Genomic DNA, 17,025 nt, shown 5'->3' with positions numbered 1-17,025 from the left:
CTCATCCCACTTCTGTTCATCCCGCGGCCCCGAACGGGACGAGCAGGTTCGCCAGCGGGTTGCCCTTGTTGTGCTTGCGGGTGGTCTCGTCCATGCGGTTGACACCGGTCTTGGCACGCGCCTTCACGTCGTTGTTCTGGTAGACGATCTGGTTGGGCGAGGCCGTGGCCGCCGACACAGGGTTGAGCAGGAACGGCGGATAGTTCATCGAGATCGACGACACCACCGGCGCCAGCACGTCGACGCAGTGGTCGATGTCGGCCTTGGTGGTTCCCGGCCGGGCGGTGGAGTCCATCGTGCCGCACAGCAGGGTGATCAGGTTGGTGCCCATACCGAGGCCGAACACACCCGACAGCGAACCGGTCAACGGGTTGTAGATGTTCTGGAAGTTGGCCAACTGGGTGGGTGCCGAATGCAGCAGGCCGCGCAGCTGTTCGTCCTTGTCCTTGACGATCCTGGTGACATCGGCGAGCTTGCCCACCGAGGTGGTCAGGTCGGCGCCGTTGCGGTCGATGAACGACTTCACGTCGGTCACCGCCGAGTTGAGCCCGGTCAGCGCGTCGCCGAGCTCGTCGGCGTTGTCCGAGAGCACCTGGCTCACCGAGGCGATGCGGCCGTTGAACTGCACCAGCTCCTCGTGGCTCTGCGACAGGGCCTCGGTGAGTTTCTGCAGGTTGCGTACGGTGCCGAAGAGGTCGCCGCGATTGGCCGACAGCGTGCCCATCAGGTCGGACATCTCGGTGACCGAGCGCCGGATGGCCTGACCGTTGCCGGACAGGTTCTTGTTGAGCACCTCCACCGCCTCGGCGGCCGCGCCCTTGTCCACGTCGTTGGTCACCGAGCCGGGGGTCTGCGGGCCGAGGGACTCACTGAGCTTGCTCAGCTGTGCCTTGATGTCGTCCCACTCCATCGGGACGACGGTCCGTTCCATCGGGATCGTCGCCTTGTTCGCGAGTTTCTCCCCGCTGTCGTATACCGGGGTGAGCTGCACGAACCGACCTGTGACCAGGCTTTGGGCGACGATCACGGCCTTCGCGTCCGCGGGGATGTCCACGTCGGAGTCGACGCGCAGCACCACCTTCACATCGCCGTCGCGCGGGGTGATCGAGTCGACGGTGCCGACGTTCACGCCCAGCACCCGCACCGGGTCGCCCTTGTACAGGCTGGCCGCGACCGGGAAGTACGCCGTGTAGGTGTTGGTGGTGGCCGCCTTGAACCAGCGGTAACCGCCGAGCGCGATCACCGCCAGCGCGGCCACCGCCACCACGATCGCCACCGACTTCACGGCGGCACTCTTGTTGATGCTCACCATGTCGTCAGCCTCCCTGCCGTGCCGGGCTCATCGTGGCGGCCGGCGGTTCCACCGTCGCCGTGTTGGTCGGCGGGGCCGGTTTCGGATAGGTAGGTGACGGGGCGGGTGGGCGCTTCGGGTCGGTGCCCGCGTCGGGCGCCAGCTCCCAGTTCGACGGCAGCGGCGGGAACTGCGTGTACTTCATGAAGCTCTCGAAGGCCTGCGGATACTTGCCCTGCAGCACCTTCATGAACGACGACGTGTAATCGCCGAACGTCGGGATACCCACCAGCGAGTCGAAATTCGGTCCCGACGCGACGGCCTCGCCGAGCGAGTTGGCGTACGGTCCGAGCCGGTCGATCGTCTTCTTGAGATCCTGCTCTTTGTCGGTGAGGATCGTCAGCACCCGCTGCAGCTTCTCCTGCGTCGGCTTGAGCTGCTGATTGTTGTCGGAGATGAAGCCGCTCAACTGCCGGGTCAGGTCCCGGACGCCGGTGATCAGCTGACCGAGGGCGGCGCGGCGCGTCTGCACCTCACCGACGAGGCTGTTGGCGTCGATCAGCAGCGTGTTGATCTGCTTGCTGCGCTTGGCCACCACCGACGACACGCTGTCGGCCTTGCCGAGGAGCTGCCGCAGCGCGACGTCGCGGTCGTTGACCGCCTTCGACAGCCGGGCCACACCGTCGACGGCGCCGCGCACCTGCGACGGGGTTTCGGCGAACGCGTCGGTCAGGGTGCGCAGGGCTTCGTTGAGCTGGTCGGTGTCGGTGTCCTTGAGCTTGTGCGAGGTGGTGTCGAGCACGTCCTGCAGCGAGTACGGCTCCGAGGTCTGCTCGGCCGGGATCTCATCGCCCGGCCGCAGCAGGTCACCGCCGTGCGGGATCAGCGTCAGGTTGCGCCGTCCGAGGACCGTCTCGGTCTTGATCGCGGCCTGCGACTGATTGCCGAGGACCACGTCGTCCTTCATCCGGAACGACACCTTGACCTTGGTTCCCTTGGGGGTCTTGGCGAGCTTGACGTCTTCGACGGTGCCCACCTCCACACCCGAGACCATCACCACATCGCCGGTGCTCAGGCCACCGGCGTCGCCGAAGAGGGCGCTGTAGGTGCTGACGGGCTTCAGATACGGCAGCTTGTCCATCTGCAGCGCCGACACCACCACCAGGGTGACGACGATGATGCCGATGGCGCCGACCGCGGCCCGGCTGCGACCGCCGCGCTTGGCGGTGCGTGCGACGTCGGCCTCGTCGGACTCGGATCGCTGGGCCGTGAACAGTCCCTCGCCCCGCGCGTTGTGCTCGCCGGCCTGGTTGTCATTGTTCTGGCTGTCGGTCATTGCGGCGTGCACCTCCCCTGCGCTGTGGTCTTGTCACCGGTCACATCGATCGCGGTGTAGAACACCTGGGTCTTGCCCGGGCCACCGATGAGCAGCCGGATCCGGCAGAAGTAGATCTGCAGCCACGCGCCGTAACTGCCCAGGTTGGACAGCTTCTTGTAGTCCTCGGGCAGCCGGGTCAGCACACTGCGCAGGAATGGTTCGGCATTCAGCACGTTCTCGCTGAGCTGCCCGGTGTTGCCCACGATCTTGCGCAGGTCGGGCCGGGTGGTGCTGAGCAGGTCGGCCATCCCGTTGGTGAGCTGCGAGGTCTGGGTGAGGGCGTTGCCGATCACATCGCGCTGCGACGACAGCCCGGTGACGAGTTGCTGGAGCAGGTCGACGCTGGTGTCGAAGCCCTTCTTGTCGTCCTCGACGGTGCCGATCATCGTGTTCAGGTTGTCGATGACATCACCGATCAGCTTGTCGCGGTCGGCCAGCGAATCGGTGAACTGCCCGGTGTTCTTCAGCAGCTGGTTGAGGGCGGGGCCCTGGCCCTGGAACACCTGGATCAGCGACGCCGTCAGCTGGTCGGCCTCATCCGGGTCGAGGCTGCGCAGCAGCGGCTTGAACCCGCCGACCAGGTTGTCGAGGTCGAGGGCCGGCTGGGTCTGCTCCACCGGGATCCGGGCGCCGTCGGCCAGCCGCTGCCCGGCCTCGCCCGGTTCGCGGCGCAGTTCCAGATAGCGGTCGCCGGTGAGGTTCTCGTACCGGATCAGCGCCTTCACGTTCCTGGGCACGCGGTAGCGGTCGTCGACGGTGAACTTGAGGACTGCCTGGTTCTGCCGGTTGAGCGACACTTTCGACACCGTGCCCACCTCGACTCCGGCGATCTCCACCGACGAGCCGGACTTGAGCGCCGACGCGCTGGTGAACACGGCCGTGTACTCCCGCGTCGACCCCGAGCGGTACTTGCTGAACACCACCACGAGGGCGACGAACACCAGCAGCATCACCACCACGAACGATCCGAGTTTGATGATGGTGGCGCGGAACGCGCGGGCCCGGGTGGCGCCGGGATCCGATTTGCGGGTTGAGTCAGCCACGAGGCGGCTCCCCGAACATGAGCTGGAACAACTTGGTCGAATCGGCCTTCGGTTTGGTGCGCGGTTGATACGGGTAGTTGGCGTTGTCGGACACGTAGAACTTCATGTGCTCCGTCGACGACGGGTTGCTCAGTCCGGTCTCGCAGGTGGGCGGACCGTCGCCGCGGACCTCGGGCAGGTCGTACGGGTACTCGTACGGGTCCTTGCCGGGCATGATGCTGGCGTCCAGCTTGAGGTAGGGCGATTTCTTGTCGGCACCCATGTACGGCTTGGCCAGCTCACCCGCCGACGCGGCGGTGGTGATGAAACATTTGATGCCCGGCGACTGGTAGCCCAGCAGCCGCGCCACCGGGTTCAGGTCGGTCAGCGAGCGGATCAGCGTGTTCACGCTGGGTGCCACCACCCCGTTGACGGTGTTGGCCATGCCGGTGGCGTTGATGAGCAGCGCGTCGAGGTTGGCCGAGTTGTCGACGAGGGTGTTGCCGATGACGGTGAAATTGTCGACGGTGCGCATCAGGTCGTTGGTGACGTCGGCGTACACGTTGGTGACCGTGGCGGCCTCGGTGAACATCCGGTTCAGTTCCGGCAGGTGCTTGTTGGTCTTGCCGAGCAGCGAGGTGAGCTGCACCAGCGATGCGCCCACCTTGTCGCCGCGTCCCGACAGCGCGGTGTCGACGGCGCCGAGGGTGGCGTTGAGCTTGTCCGGCTGCAGTTCGGCGAGCACGTTGACCAGCTGCTGGTAGACGGTGTTGAGCTCGACCACCACGTGGTCGGCGCCGATCACCTGGCCGCGGCGTAGCCTGCCCTGCGCCCCGTCCTCGGGCACCGACAGGTTGACGGCCTTGGCGCCGAAGATGGTGTTCGACTTGATCTCGGCCTTCACGTTGGCGGGGATCGACGACATCTGGTCGGCGTCCATCTCCAGCTTCAGCACGGCCTGGCCGTTGTGTTCGCTGACCGACTTGACGTGCCCGACGGTCACCCCGCGCAGTTTGACCTTCGCCTCGGGGCTCATCACGAGGCCGGCGCGCGGTGAATGCAGCGTGACCTGCTCCGTGGAGTCGAACATGCCCACGAACTGTCCCGCCGCACCCACGATGAGCGCGGTCAGCCCGCCGACCATGATCAGCGCGGCGGTCCTGCGGACGGCGGTGCTGCGCTCCTGTTTTCTGCTCACCGCCGCACTCCGCCCCGGCCCCCGGTACTGCCGCTCATACTTACTGCCTTGTTCCCGCCCTGATCGATCACCGGTGCATCACCCGGCGAGGTTGAAGTTGCCGTCGGAGCCGTAGATGGCCAGCGACGTTAGCAGCGTGATCACCACGACCACCACCAGCGAGGCGCGCACCGCGTTGCCGACGGCCACGCCCACACCCACGGGACCACCCGAGGCGTTGTAGCCGTAATAGGTGTGGATGAGCATGACCGCGACGGCCATCGCGATGGCCTGCACGAACGACCACAGGATGTCCGACGGTATGAGGAAGGTGTCGAAGTAGTGGTCGTACACACCGGGCGACTGCCCGTATACGAAGACCGTCGCGAACCGGCTGGCCAGGAACGAGGCGAGCGAGGCCAGCGAGTACAGCGGGATGATCGCCACCAGACCGGCGACGATCCGCGTCGACACCAGGAACGGGATCGACGAGATCGCCATCACCTCCAGGGCGTCGATCTCCTCGCTCACGCGCATCGCGCCGAGCTGTGCGGTGGCGCCCGCGCCGATCGTGGCGGCGAGCGCGATACCGGAGATCACCGGGACCGCGATGCGCACGTTGATGAACGCGGAGAAGAAGCCGGTCAGCGCCTCGACACCGATGTTGGCCAGGGAGCTGTAGCCCTGCACGGCGATGGTGCCGCCGGTGAACAGGGTCAGGAAGCCCACCACGACGACGGTGCCGCCGATCATGGCCAGCGCGCCGGTGCCCATCGAGATCTCGGCGATGAGCCGCAGCGTTTCTTTCTTGTACAGGCGCAGTGCCCGGGGGATCGCGATGATGGCGTCCCAGTAGAACAGCGCCTGGTCACCGATCTGGTTCCAGTCCTCACCCGCGCGTTTGGCCGCGACACGTGCCTCGCGGAGCCGGGTGGTATACGGAAAATGTGCACTCGCCATGGTTCAGCCGGCGGTTGCTTTCAGGCCCACCGCGGTGACCACGACATTGACCACGAACAGTGCCATGAAGGAGTAGACGACCGTCTCGTTGACGGCGTCGCCGACGCCCTTGGCGCCGCCTTTGACGTGCAGGCCGCGATAGCAGCCGACCAGGCCGGCGAACAGACCGAAGAGGGCGGCCTTGACCATCGAGATCATCAGCTCACCGAAGCCGGTGAGCAGGGTCAGGTTGGCCAGGAAGGCGCCCGGGTTCACGTCCTGCAGGAATACCGAGAACACGAAGCCGCCGCCGATGCCGATGGTGCACACGAGGCTGTTGAGCAGCAGCGCCACCCCGGTCGAGGCGATGACGCGCGGTACCACGAGGCGGTGGACCGGGTTGATGCCGAGGACCTTCATGGCGTCGATCTCTTCGCGGATCGTGCGGGCGCCGAGGTCGGCGCAGATCGCGGTGGCGCCGGCACCGGCGACGATCAGCACCGTGACGATGGGGCCGATCTGGGTGATGGTGCCCAGGGCCGCACCGGCGCCGGACAGATCCTGGGCACCGATCTCCCGCAGCAGGATGTTCAGGGTGAAGCTGACCAGCACGGTGAAGGGAATCGCCACCAGCAGCGTCGGGACCATCGAGACGCGGGCGATCGCCCACGACTGTTCGATGGTCTCGCGCCACTGGAACGGCCGCCGGAACAGTTCCCGGAACGAGTCGACCCCCAGCGCGACAAAGTCACCTACGCCGGCAAGCGGTGTCGTCAGCTTGGCTACCGACAGAGTTGCCACCTGCACTCCTTCATCGCACGAACATCAGACGGGAAGCTATCACCACGTCGTGTTCTGGGTCACTTGATCAGGTCGAGGGCTGAGAATATCCGGCCCGGGTCACGACCTGCAAAATGCTCACCTAGCGTCTTTGCCAGGTCGTCGGCGTCCCAGGCATCACCCTCCGCGGAAAAGACCTGATCGACGGTCGGTGGTGCCATGAGCATCACCTGTGGACCGTAGACCACAAAAACCTGTCCCGAAACATTTTCGGCGTCGTCCGAGGAGAGGAAATTGACCAGCCGCACCACATGCTCGGGCGCCAGCGGATCCACCGTTCCCTCGGGGGCCTCGCCGAACACGTCGGCGGTCATGGGTGTGCGGGCGCGCGGGCAGATGGCATTGGCCCGCGCACCGATACGGCCGAGGCCGCGGGCCGCGGACACGGTCAGCGCGGTGATACCGGCTTTGGCGGCACCGTAGTTCGCCTGCGCCGGCGGGCCGAGCAGCGCCGCCTCCGACGAGGTGTTGATGATGGAACCGTTGACCTTCTCACCGGTCTGCTTCGACAGCGCGCGCCAGTGCGCGGCGGCATTGCGGGTGAGCAGGAAATGCCCGCGCAGGTGGACCGCGACGACCAGGTCCCAGTCCTCGTCGGTGAGGTTGAACAGCATCTTGTCGCGGGTGATGCCCGCGTTGTTGACCACGATGTCGAGGGATCCGAGGTCCTCGACGGCGGTCCGCATGATCTCTGTGGCCGTCGCCGAGTCGGAGATGTCACCGGCGACCGGTACCGCCCGGCCGCCGGCCGAGGTGATGACGTCGACGACATCGCTGCGTTCGAGCGACGAACCGAGGTCGTTGACGATGACCGTCGCCCCGTTCCCGGCGAGGCCGATGGCCTCGGCCCGGCCGAGGCCGCCACCGGCTCCGGTGACGACCGCGACGCGGCCCTCCAGTGACGCGCTTCCCAGTGATGTACTCACCGCAACACCCTCTCGATCGCAAAACTAGAACTTGTTCTAGCACAGTAGCGCAGCCGGGCGTCGCCGCTTTCGTCAGATCCGGGCGATCATTCCTCGATCGAGAGCGCGGCCTTGGGACATCCGGCGACGGCCTGACGCACCGCCGCCTCATGCTCGGCGGGCACGTCCTCATGGAGAATCAGCAGGTAATCGTTGTCATCGAGGTCGAAGATGTCGGGGGCCAGCCCCACGCATACGGCGTTGGACTCACACAGGTCGAAGTCTGCTTTGACTCGCATAACGAACTCCTTCCGCGGATGCGGATTGGTTGACGGGCTGTACCCATCCACGTTAGAACGTGTTTCAGAACTTGACGAGTGGGAGCCCCTGGTGCGCATCGCCTACACCGACGAACAAGAAGCCCTGCGGCGTGAGCTGCGGGCGTATTTCACCGACCTGATGACCCCGGAACGCCGGGCCGCCCTCGTAGGGGGAACCGAAGCCGGCGAGTACGGCGACGCCTACCGTGACGTGGTGTCGCGGATGGGTAAGGACGGCTGGCTGGCACTGGGCTGGCCCACCGAATACGGCGGCCAGAACCGGTCGATGATGGATCAGCTGATCTTCACCGACGAGGCCGCGATCGCCGGCGCGCCGGTGCCGTTCCTGACCATCAACTCGGTGGCGCCGACGATCATGCACTACGGCACCGACGAGCAGAAGGCCTACTTCCTGCCCCGCATCGCGGCCGGTGACCTGCATTTCTCCATCGGCTACTCGGAGCCAGGCGCAGGCACCGACCTGGCCAATCTGCGCACCACCGCCGTCACCGACGGTGACGAGTACGTGATCAACGGCCAGAAGATGTGGACCAGTCTTGTCCCGTACGCGGACTACATCTGGCTGGCCTGCCGCACCGATCAGTCCGGGCTCGCGGACGGCGCCAAGAAGCATCGCGGCATCTCGATACTCACGGTCCCGACGACGGCTCCGGGTTTCGACTACACCGTGGTGCACACCATGTCGGGCGTCGACACCTCGGCCACCTACTACTCCGACGTCCGGGTGCCGCGCAGCAGCCTGGTCGGCGAGGAAGGCCGCGGCTGGGCGCTGGTCACCAACCAGCTCAACAACGAGCGCGTCGCGCTGTGCAGCGCCGCCCCCATCCAGATCGCGCTCGGTGAAACCGTCGCCTGGGCCCGCGAGGCCGGGGTGATCGAGCAGCAGTGGGTGCGCACAAACCTGGCCCGGGTGCACGCCAAGGTCGAGTTCCTCAAGCTGATCAACTGGAAGATCGCCTCCGCCGTCGGCTCCGGCAGTGCCCCCTCCCCCGCCGACGCATCGGCCACCAAGGTGTTCGGCACGGAGTTCGCCACCGAGGCCTACCGGCTGCTGATGGAGGTGGTAGGCCCCACCGCCACCCTGCGCCAGGGCAGCCCCGGCGCCCACCTCGCCGGCCGCCTCGAACGTTTCCAGCGCACCTCGCTGATCCTCACCTTCGGCGGCGGCACCAACGAGGTCCAGCGCGACATCATCGCCATGACCGCCCTGAAACTCCCCTACTCCCGCCGCTGACCACCTGAGAAACAGTTCCCCATCTTGATCCCCGCAACGCCTCCGACCCGCCCCCATCTTGATCCCTGAGGCCGAAGCGACGAAGGAGCGAGGGTCACGAAGGGTCCGGCGACACAACAGCATTACCCGACCACCACCGCGCCAAACCACAGGACACCCCACATGGACTTCACCCCCGACGAATCAACCGCGGACCTCACCACCCTCACCGCCGACATCGCGTCCACGATCAGCACCCCCGAACGCGTCGCCGAACTCGAGTCCGCCGCAGCCCCTCTCGACACCGAGCTGTGGACCGAGCTGGCCAAGGCGGGCCTGCTGGGACTCGAACAATCCGGCGACGGCCTGACCGTCGCCGACAATGTCGCCGTGGCAACCGAACTCGGCCGGCAGCTGGCACGGGTCCCGTTCGGCCCGCACGCCGTGGTCGCCGGTCCGGTGATCGCCGGCTTCGGCCCCGAACCTCTGGGCGGTGAGGTACTACCCGGCATCGCGGACGGCTCGACGATCGTCACGGTGGCGGCCGAGGAGGACCTGCGCACCCAGCCCCTCACCGCCACAACAACATCCGAAGGACTCACCCTGTCGGGTGTCAAGGTCAACGTCCCCTTCGCCGCCGCCGCGACCCTGCTGCTGGCCACCGCCACCGGCCCCGACGGACCGCTGGCCGCACTGGTCGACGCCGGCGCCGCCGGTGTCACGATCACCGCGACCCCGGTCACCGGCCTGAGTCCCGCCGCCCAGGTCACCTTCGACGCTGTGCCGGTCGATCCGTCCAGGATCCTGGCCACCGGTGCCGTCGATGCGATCGCCGCGCGTTCCCGGCTGGCCGTGGCCGCCGACCAGACCGGCGTCGTCGCGCAGGCCCTGTCCCTGACCGCCGAATACGCCCGGGAACGTGAACAATTCGACCGCCCGATCGGATCCTTCCAGGCCGTGTCACAGCGCCTGGCCGACGGCTACATCAACGCCCAGGCCCTGGGCGTCACCACCCAGCAGGCCGCCTGGCTGCTCGCCCAGAACGATCCGTCAGCGCCCACCGCGATCGCGACGGCCAAGTTCTGGGCCGCCGAGGCCGGTCATCACGTCGCGCACGCCACCGTGCACATCCACGGCGGCATCGGTCTCGACACCTCGCATCCGGTGCACCGATACTTCCTGCGCGCCAAGCAGAACGAGTTCACAGCCGGTTCGGCGTCGGCGACGCTGCTCGACATCGGCGAGTACCTGGCCGCCGCACCGGCATGACCGTCGCGGAACTGCTGCTGGCACTGGCCGATGTCGACGACCGCGGCCTGTACTTCGAGGACGACTTCATCTCCTGGCGCGACCATGTCACCCTGTCGCGACAGCGCGGCACTATGCTTGCGCCACTTCTGGATCCGGACCGGCCACCACATGTCGGGGTGCTGCTGGAGAACGTTCCCGAGTTCAGCTACCTGTTCGGTGCCGCCGCCCTCGGCGGTTTCGTCCTGGTCGGTCTCAACACCACCCGCCGCGGCGACGCCCTGGCCGCCGACGTCACCCGCTCGGACTGCCAACTGGTCCTGGTCTCCGACGCCACCGCACACCTGTACCCGGCGGATTCGGCTGTCCGCGTAATCAATATCGACGGACCCGAGTGGTCGGGTCTCGTGTCCGACGGTCGGGTTTCGGCCCGCCCCCGGGACCGGTCGCCCGCACCCGACGATCTACTGATGCTGATCTTCACCTCGGGCACCACCGGCGATCCGAAGGCGGTGCGCTGCAACCAGCGTAAGTTCGCCGACCCGGGAAAGATGCTCGCCGAACGGTTTTCGATCGGTGCGGGCGATGTCGCCTACATCGCGATGCCGATGTTCCATTCCAACGCCCTGATCGCCGGCTGGTCGATCGCGGTGGCCGGCAGCGCGTCGATCGCGTTGCGCCGCAGGTTCTCCGCCCGCGGTTTCGCCGACGACGTCCACCGCTACGGCATCACGTTCGCCAACTACGTCGGCACCCCGATGCGTTACATCCTGGCCACCGAGCCCCGCCCCGACGACGCGTCGTCGCCGCTGCGGATCATGTACGGCAACGAGGCGTCGGCCGCCGACCGCACCGCCTTCGCCAAGCGTTTCGGTTGCCGCGTGGTCGACGGTTTCGGCTCCACCGAGAGCGGCGTCGCGATCACCCGCACCCCCGACACCCCCGACGACGCCCTCGGCCCCCTGCGCGAACCGAACGCCGTCGTCGACCCCGACACCGGCGCCCCGGTCCCGCCCGGCACCGTCGGCGAGATCGTGAATTCCTCCGGCCCAGGTCTTTTCAGTGGCTACTACAACGACAAGGAGGCCACCGACGACCGCCTGCGCGGCGGCATGTACCACACCGGCGACCTCGGCTGGGTCGACGACGCCGGCTACATCCACTTCGCGGGCCGCGTCGGCGACTGGATGCGAGTCGACGGCGAGAACCTGGGCGCCCAGCCGATCGAACGAATCCTCCTGCGCCACGATCAGATCCGGTTCGCGGCCGTCTTCGGTGTCCCGGTGGAGATCGGCGACGAGATCGTCGCCGCCCTGGTCGCCGACAATCTCACCCCCGAAGCCCTCAGCGGCTTCCTGGCCACCCAACCGGATCTCGGCCCCAAACAGTGGCCCCACCGGATCGTCCTGCTGGACACCCTCCCCGAAACCGCCACCTTCAAAACGGTCAAACGCCACCTCCGCCCCCAGGCCGACACCCCGACCTGGACCCGGCAGGACCGACGCTACGTTCCCGCCCAGGACACTCGAACCTCACCGGGTTTCGAGGCTCGTCGCTAGCGCTCCTCGCACCTCAACCGACGGGTTGCCCACCCAGGACACTCGAACCTCACCAGGTTTCGAGGCTCGTCGCCAACCGGCGGGTTGGCCACCCAGAACACCCACCCCCTGCCGGTTGAGGTGCGACGAGCCGCCAGGCGAGGAGCCCGGCGGGTTGCCACCCAGAACACCCTGCCCCCTGCCGGTTGAGGTGCGACGAGCCGCCAGGCGAGGAGCCTCGAAACCCCGCAAGCCGAGAATGTCCGCGATCACGGGTCCGCCACGGATGTCCGACGGCTCTGGCACAATCCTCGCGACGAAAGGATGTGTGGTGATGGCTGCCGAGCCCGGGTGGGCACTGGTCGATGTGGAGACGTCGGGTCTGCGGGCGCGCGAGCATCGAATGCTGAGCGTCGCGGCGATCACGATGGACGCCGCGGGCCGGGTGGAGGACGAGTTCTCCACGCTGCTCAATCCGGGCTGCGATCCGGGCCCCGTCCACATCCACCGGCTGACCCGGGAACGGCTCAGTGGTGCACCGACATTCGACGCCGTCATCGGACCGCTGACGCAGCTGCTCGACGGCCGCACCCTGGTGGCGCACAACGCCGCCTTCGACCACGGCTTCCTCGTCGAGGAGGCCCGCCGGGCGGGTGCCACGCTGCCCACCGTGACGCGGCTGTGTACGGTCACCCTGGCCCGCCGGCTGCAGCTCGACGTGCCCGACGTGAAACTCGGGACATTGGCCCGGCACTGGGGTATCCGGCAGGACAACGCCCACGACGCCCTCGACGACGCCCGCACCCTGACCCACGTGTTCCGCCGCAGCGTCGACCTCGCCGAATCCCTCGGGCTCGGCCTGCCGATCGTGGCGTGCGGCGAGTCGTCGCGGGCCTACCCGGACAAGGTGACCCGGGTGCCGTGCCCATGGCGGGAGGCGGGCCGGTTCGACCCGTCGGTCGGGCTGGTCCAGGGCACCAAGATCGTGATCACCGGCCCCACGAACGTGCCACGCGCAGAACTCGCCCACCGGCTCGCCGACGCCGGGATGGACGTGATGAACAGTCTCAGCGGCAGGACCGGGCTGCTGGTGGTGAACGCCGGCGCGCCGCACTCGGGCAAGCTGGAGCGGGCGGCCGTGTTCGGCACCCCGATCGTCGACGAGGCCACCGTGTTGCGACTGGCCGACAATCCCGTCGCGGGTGTGCTCAAGGCGGCACCCAAAGAGATCGAGATCATCGAGGTCATTTCAGCTCCCGCGCCGTCGACGCCGGCCGGACCGTGGGCGGGCCGGCGCACCCTGGTGATCGGTGGGTCTCATCTGGAGGCCACCGTGATGCGTTCGCGCATCGTGCAATTGGGCGGTGTTCCGGCCATCAATCTCACCTCGCGGGTCTCGCAGGTGCTGGTGCTGTCGGGCGGCGAGGGCGACCCGCGGATGACCAAGATCGTCAACCGCAAGCTCACGCTCCTCACCATGGCCGACGTCGACGCCGCGCTCGGCCTGGCCACCCCGGCCACTGTCGAGAGTGCCCCTAGGATCGACACCGAAACCAACGCCGACACCGACAAGGACGCACAGACGGAGGCCGCACCCATGCCCGAACCGGTGACGATGACCCCCGGCATGGTCATCGACCTGCCAACGGGCCTGCACAGCGTCTCGGTCAACGTGGCGTGGAGCGCCGCCGCCGTCGCCGCGCCCGAGGTCGATGTCGTCGCATTCGAACTCGACGACACCGACCGGGTGCCCTCGGACGACGAGTTCGTGTTCTTCAACCAGCCCGCCTCCCCCGACGGCGCCGTGTCGCTGAGCATCGACGGCGACCGCGAGCAGGGCATCACGGTGGACTCGGTTCCGTCCCCGACGACGTCGCCCGCGTCACCGTCGGCGCCGCCATCGAGCAGGCCACATTCGGCGACCTCGGCGCACTGTCGGTCACCGTCGACAGCGGCGCCACCACCATCGCCACCGCCGTCCTGGACGCCGCCACCTCGGAACGGTCGATGATCGTCGCCGAGGTGTACCGCAGGCGCGGGGTGTGGCGGCTGCGGATCCTCGGTCAGGGCTACGACGACGACCTCGCCGCATTCGCCGTCCGGCACGGCGTCGAAGTGGACGGCTGACGCCGGGGTTGAAGTAGACGGCTGAGGCCTGCGCGGGCACGATGACGCGGTGACCTCAACCACCGGACCGCTTCTTCACCTGTGCACCGAAGCCGACTGGTCGCGGGCCCAGGCCCTCGGCCACGTCGACGCCCTGTCGCCGGCCGACGTCGGCTTCATCCATCTGTCGGCGCCGTATCAGGTGCATCTGCCCGCCAACCGGCTGTTCGCCGGCCGCACCGACCTGCTGGCGCTGCGCGTCGATCCGGCGCTGCTGACGGCGGAGATCCGCTGGGAACCAGGTGTGCCGACCGACCCGGAGAGCATGCTGTTCCCGCACCTGTACGGCGAACTTCCGGTCGCCGCGATCGTCGCTGCCGAACCGTACCTTCCGGACAGCGAAGGGACGTTCGCACCACTCCCAGACGCCGGCTGAGCACACTCTCACGGAAACGGACCCCGCTGTATGGACCGGGCGGCGGCACTGGTATTCGTACTGAATACGTTTATCTATCCCGGCGACCGGCGAGGACCATGGACACCATCGATCTGTTGTGGCGCAAGGAGGTTCCGCAGGTTCGCCGCGGACGGCCCCCCAAGTACACGACCGATCAGATCGTGACCACCGCGATCGACGTCGCCGACGAGAAGGGCGCCGAGTTCACCGTCCGTGACGTCGCCGCCGCCGTCGGGATCCCGGTCATGTCGCTGTACTCGTACGTCGACGGCCGCGAGCAGTTGATCGCGCTGATGGTCGATCAGGTGTACGCCGACATGGCCTACACCGATGTCACCTCGATCGGCCCCGGCGACGATTGGCAGGCGATGCTGTCGGCCGTCGTCGCCGACAATCTGGCGCTGTTCGCCGAGCATCCCTGGCTCACCGAGATCCCCGCCACGCATGCCGTGGCCGGTCCGGGTGCACTCGCCAAATACGACCGCGAACTGTCCGCCATCGAGCCGCTGCCGTTCTCCGACACCGCCAAGGACGCGGTCCTGACGCTGGCTCTGGACTTCGCCCGGGCGCGGTCCCGGGCGGCCGCATCCACCGCGACGGCGTACGAGCACGCCGCGCAGCTACCGGCTAAGCTCGCCGAACTCGGTGCGGCCGAACGATTCCCGATCGCCGCCCGGATGGTGGCGGCGGCCGCGGAACCGGCACCGGCCCACGAGTTCGGTTTCGATGTGATTCTCACCGGCATCGCGACGATGAACGCCGCGATCACCCGGCACTACGGCCCGGCGGGCGACCGCGGCAACCGCGGCCAGTTGACCTTGCGGAAGCCGAAGTCGTCCTGACCACGATCCCCCCTCTGCCGGTTGAGGTGCGAGGAGCGCAAGCGACGAGCCTCGAAACCCGGTGAGCTGACAATGTCGTCCCACCAGGTTTCGAGGCTCGCAAGCTCGCACCTCAACCGACGAGGTGGTTACCTCCCGGGCCACCACGATCCCCCCTCTGCCGGTTGAGGTGGTCCACCTTCCCGGGCCACCACGGTGCCCCCACTGCCGGTTGAGGTGCGAGGAGCGTAAGCGACGAGCCTCGAAACCCGGTGAGCCGACAATGTCGTCCCACCAGGTTTCGCTCACACCTCAACCGACGAGGTGGTTACCCTCCCGGGCCACCACGGTGCGCGACATCCGCTCCGCCGCGGCGTCGTATCCCGACACCAGCCCGTCGATGAGCTCGGCCACCGGGGTGATGGCGTTGCAGCGGCCCACGATCTGCCCGGCCGGCATCGCCACCACCTCGGGATCGTCGGAGGCGGAGATCCGTGCGTGCGCCTCGCCGACGAGCAGGTTCTGCAGCGGCATCGGCAGCGGATCGGGGGCGCCGGGGGCGTCCCACGCGTCGGTCCAGCGGGTCTTGAGCAGCCGGGCGGGTTTGCCCGAGTAGATGCGGCGGCGCACTGTGTCGCGCGACGATGCCTTCAGCAGTGCCTGCTGCACCGTGGACGGCCCGTCACCGGTGGTACCGAGTTCGTACTCGGCCGCGGTCAGCCAGTAGGTACCCATCCAGACCCCTTGTGCGCCAAGGGCGATGGCGGCGGCGATCTGCCGGCCGTCGCCCACCCCACCGGCCGCGAGCACCGGCGCGGCCCCCACGGCGTCGACGATCTCCGGCCACAGCACCATCGACGCCACGTCGCCGGTGTGCCCGCCGCCCTCGTAGCCCTGGGCGATCACGATGTCGACGCCGGCACCCACATGGTTGAGGGCGTGCGCCGACGTCCCGGCCAGCGCCGCCACCTTCACGCCGTTCTCGTGCGCGACGGCGATCACGTCGTCGGGCGGCGAACCGAGCGCGTTGGCGATCAGCTTGATCTGCCCGTATTTGCGGGTGTGTTCCATGGCGACGTCGACGTGCGAGCGCGCCACCGAATGCAGCCAGCCCAGCACACCGGTGTTGACGCCCTCGTCGTCGCCGAGCGGCGGCACCCCCAGGTCGGCGAGGGTGCGCTCGACGAACGCCCGGTGCTCGGGCGGGATCATCGAGTCGAGGTCCATCTTGCTGCCCTCGGTGGGGATCTTCGCGGGCATCACCACGTCGACGCCGAACGGTTTGCCGTCGGTGTTCTCGTGCATCCATTCCAGAACGGCGTCGAGTTCGTCGGCCTCGTTGAAGCGGACGCAGCCGAGCACGCCCAGGCCACCGGCCCGGCTGATCGCGGCGGCGACGTGCTGAGAGGGGGTGAATCCGAAGATCGGGTACTCGATGCCGAATTGTTCGGCGAGTTGTGTACGCATGCTTCCTCTTACATCTCGTGGGTGCTGAAAATCCGGGCTGTCACAAAAGTCGCTGTCACAGAGTCTGATCGGGTTCGCGGGTGGTGGTTTGTTCTGCGCCCCAGCGATAGTCGGGCTTTCCAGCCGGCGACCGCTTGATCTCGTCGACGAACCAGACGCTGCGCGGGCACTTGTATCCGGCGAGTTCCTTACGGACCACCTCGTTGAGGTCGGCCAGCGCCGGGCGCGCATCCCCGCGGGTGGCGACGACAGCCGCGACGCGCTGCCCGAACCGGTCGTCGG

At 67.7% G+C, this 17,025-nt stretch carries 16 protein-coding genes and 1 pseudogene; 7 read left to right on the top strand and 10 right to left on the bottom strand.

Annotated features, from left to right (window positions below):
• Positions 1-16 precede the first annotated feature (16 nt).
• From GOAMR_RS03260 to GOAMR_RS03225, 8 genes are all read right to left on the bottom strand, one after another.
• The gene (locus GOAMR_RS03260) at positions 17-1,312 is read right to left on the bottom strand and encodes an MCE family protein (RefSeq protein WP_005182720.1); all 1,296 of its coding nucleotides are present in this window, start codon (positions 1,310-1,312) and stop codon (positions 17-19) included.
• 4 nt (positions 1,313-1,316) lie between these two features.
• Positions 1,317-2,627: an MCE family protein gene (locus GOAMR_RS03255; protein WP_005182717.1), complete on the bottom strand. Its 1,311-nt coding sequence runs from the start codon at positions 2,625-2,627 to the stop codon at positions 1,317-1,319.
• Positions 2,624-3,712: an MCE family protein gene (locus GOAMR_RS03250; RefSeq protein WP_005182715.1), complete on the bottom strand. Its 1,089-nt coding sequence runs from the start codon at positions 3,710-3,712 to the stop codon at positions 2,624-2,626. Before GOAMR_RS03250 ends, GOAMR_RS03255 begins: the two co-directional genes overlap by 4 nt.
• The gene (locus GOAMR_RS03245; RefSeq protein ID WP_040514236.1) at positions 3,705-4,835 is read right to left on the bottom strand and encodes an MCE family protein; all 1,131 of its coding nucleotides are present in this window, start codon (positions 4,833-4,835) and stop codon (positions 3,705-3,707) included. Before GOAMR_RS03245 ends, GOAMR_RS03250 begins: the two co-directional genes overlap by 8 nt.
• A 132-nt stretch (positions 4,836-4,967) precedes the next feature.
• Positions 4,968-5,828: an MlaE family ABC transporter permease gene (locus GOAMR_RS03240; RefSeq protein WP_005182710.1), complete on the bottom strand. Its 861-nt coding sequence runs from the start codon at positions 5,826-5,828 to the stop codon at positions 4,968-4,970.
• 3 nt (positions 5,829-5,831) lie between these two features.
• Positions 5,832-6,608: an MlaE family ABC transporter permease gene (locus GOAMR_RS03235; protein ID WP_005182709.1), complete on the bottom strand. Its 777-nt coding sequence runs from the start codon at positions 6,606-6,608 to the stop codon at positions 5,832-5,834.
• Positions 6,609-6,667: 59 nt separating this feature from the next.
• Positions 6,668-7,573, bottom strand: a complete 906-nt coding sequence (locus tag GOAMR_RS03230; protein ID WP_005182708.1) for a 3-oxoacyl-ACP reductase — start codon at positions 7,571-7,573, stop codon at positions 6,668-6,670.
• An 86-nt stretch (positions 7,574-7,659) separates the two neighbouring features.
• A complete protein-coding gene (locus GOAMR_RS03225) occupies positions 7,660-7,851 on the bottom strand; it encodes a ferredoxin (protein WP_005182707.1) in 192 nt (63 codons plus the stop codon).
• A 91-nt stretch (positions 7,852-7,942) separates the two neighbouring features.
• Here GOAMR_RS03225 and GOAMR_RS03220 point away from each other — a divergent pair, with 91 nt between their 5' ends.
• The 7 genes and pseudogenes from GOAMR_RS03220 to GOAMR_RS03195 all read left to right on the top strand — a co-directional run bounded on the left by GOAMR_RS03220 (position 7,943) and on the right by GOAMR_RS03195 (position 15,297).
• The gene (locus GOAMR_RS03220) at positions 7,943-9,127 is read left to right on the top strand and encodes an acyl-CoA dehydrogenase family protein (RefSeq protein ID WP_005182706.1); all 1,185 of its coding nucleotides are present in this window, start codon (positions 7,943-7,945) and stop codon (positions 9,125-9,127) included.
• A 162-nt stretch (positions 9,128-9,289) separates the two neighbouring features.
• Positions 9,290-10,375 carry an acyl-CoA dehydrogenase family protein gene (locus tag GOAMR_RS03215; RefSeq protein ID WP_005182705.1) on the top strand — a complete coding sequence of 362 codons (1,086 nt, stop codon included), beginning with the start codon at positions 9,290-9,292 and terminating at the stop codon, positions 10,373-10,375.
• A complete protein-coding gene (locus tag GOAMR_RS03210; protein WP_005182704.1) occupies positions 10,372-11,913 on the top strand; it encodes an AMP-binding protein in 1,542 nt (513 codons plus the stop codon). Before GOAMR_RS03215 ends, GOAMR_RS03210 begins: the two co-directional genes overlap by 4 nt.
• A gap of 313 nt (positions 11,914-12,226) precedes the next feature.
• A complete protein-coding gene (locus GOAMR_RS03205) occupies positions 12,227-13,903 on the top strand; it encodes an exonuclease domain-containing protein (RefSeq protein ID WP_005182702.1) in 1,677 nt (558 codons plus the stop codon).
• A pseudogene (locus tag GOAMR_RS25860) lies at positions 13,804-14,019 on the top strand (TerD family protein); the annotation flags it as partial. The gene GOAMR_RS03205 and the pseudogene GOAMR_RS25860, both read left to right, overlap by 100 nt.
• A 49-nt stretch (positions 14,020-14,068) precedes the next feature.
• Positions 14,069-14,434 (top strand): DUF952 domain-containing protein, encoded by a 366-nt coding sequence (locus GOAMR_RS03200; RefSeq protein ID WP_005182698.1) that lies wholly within the window; start codon positions 14,069-14,071, stop codon positions 14,432-14,434.
• A 98-nt stretch (positions 14,435-14,532) separates the two neighbouring features.
• Positions 14,533-15,297 (top strand): TetR/AcrR family transcriptional regulator, encoded by a 765-nt coding sequence (locus GOAMR_RS03195; RefSeq protein WP_005182697.1) that lies wholly within the window; start codon positions 14,533-14,535, stop codon positions 15,295-15,297.
• 291 nt (positions 15,298-15,588) lie between these two features.
• On the opposite strand, the gene GOAMR_RS03190 is transcribed toward GOAMR_RS03195, so the two are convergent.
• Together GOAMR_RS03190 and GOAMR_RS03185 are read right to left on the bottom strand one after the other, a co-directional pair.
• Positions 15,589-16,743 carry an NAD(P)H-dependent flavin oxidoreductase gene (locus tag GOAMR_RS03190; RefSeq protein ID WP_005182695.1) on the bottom strand — a complete coding sequence of 385 codons (1,155 nt, stop codon included), beginning with the start codon at positions 16,741-16,743 and terminating at the stop codon, positions 15,589-15,591.
• Positions 16,744-16,798: 55 nt separating this feature from the next.
• Positions 16,799-17,025 (bottom strand): AMP-binding enzyme (locus GOAMR_RS03185; RefSeq protein ID WP_040514211.1); only part of this gene is annotated, 227 nt, incomplete at its 5' end.

The sequence above is a fragment of the Gordonia amarae NBRC 15530 genome (assembly GCF_000241345.1).
GTDB lineage: Bacteria > Actinomycetota > Actinomycetes > Mycobacteriales > Mycobacteriaceae > Gordonia > Gordonia amarae.
Note: the sequence above shows the minus strand (reverse complement) of the source record. Positions and strands in the feature narration are given on the sequence as shown.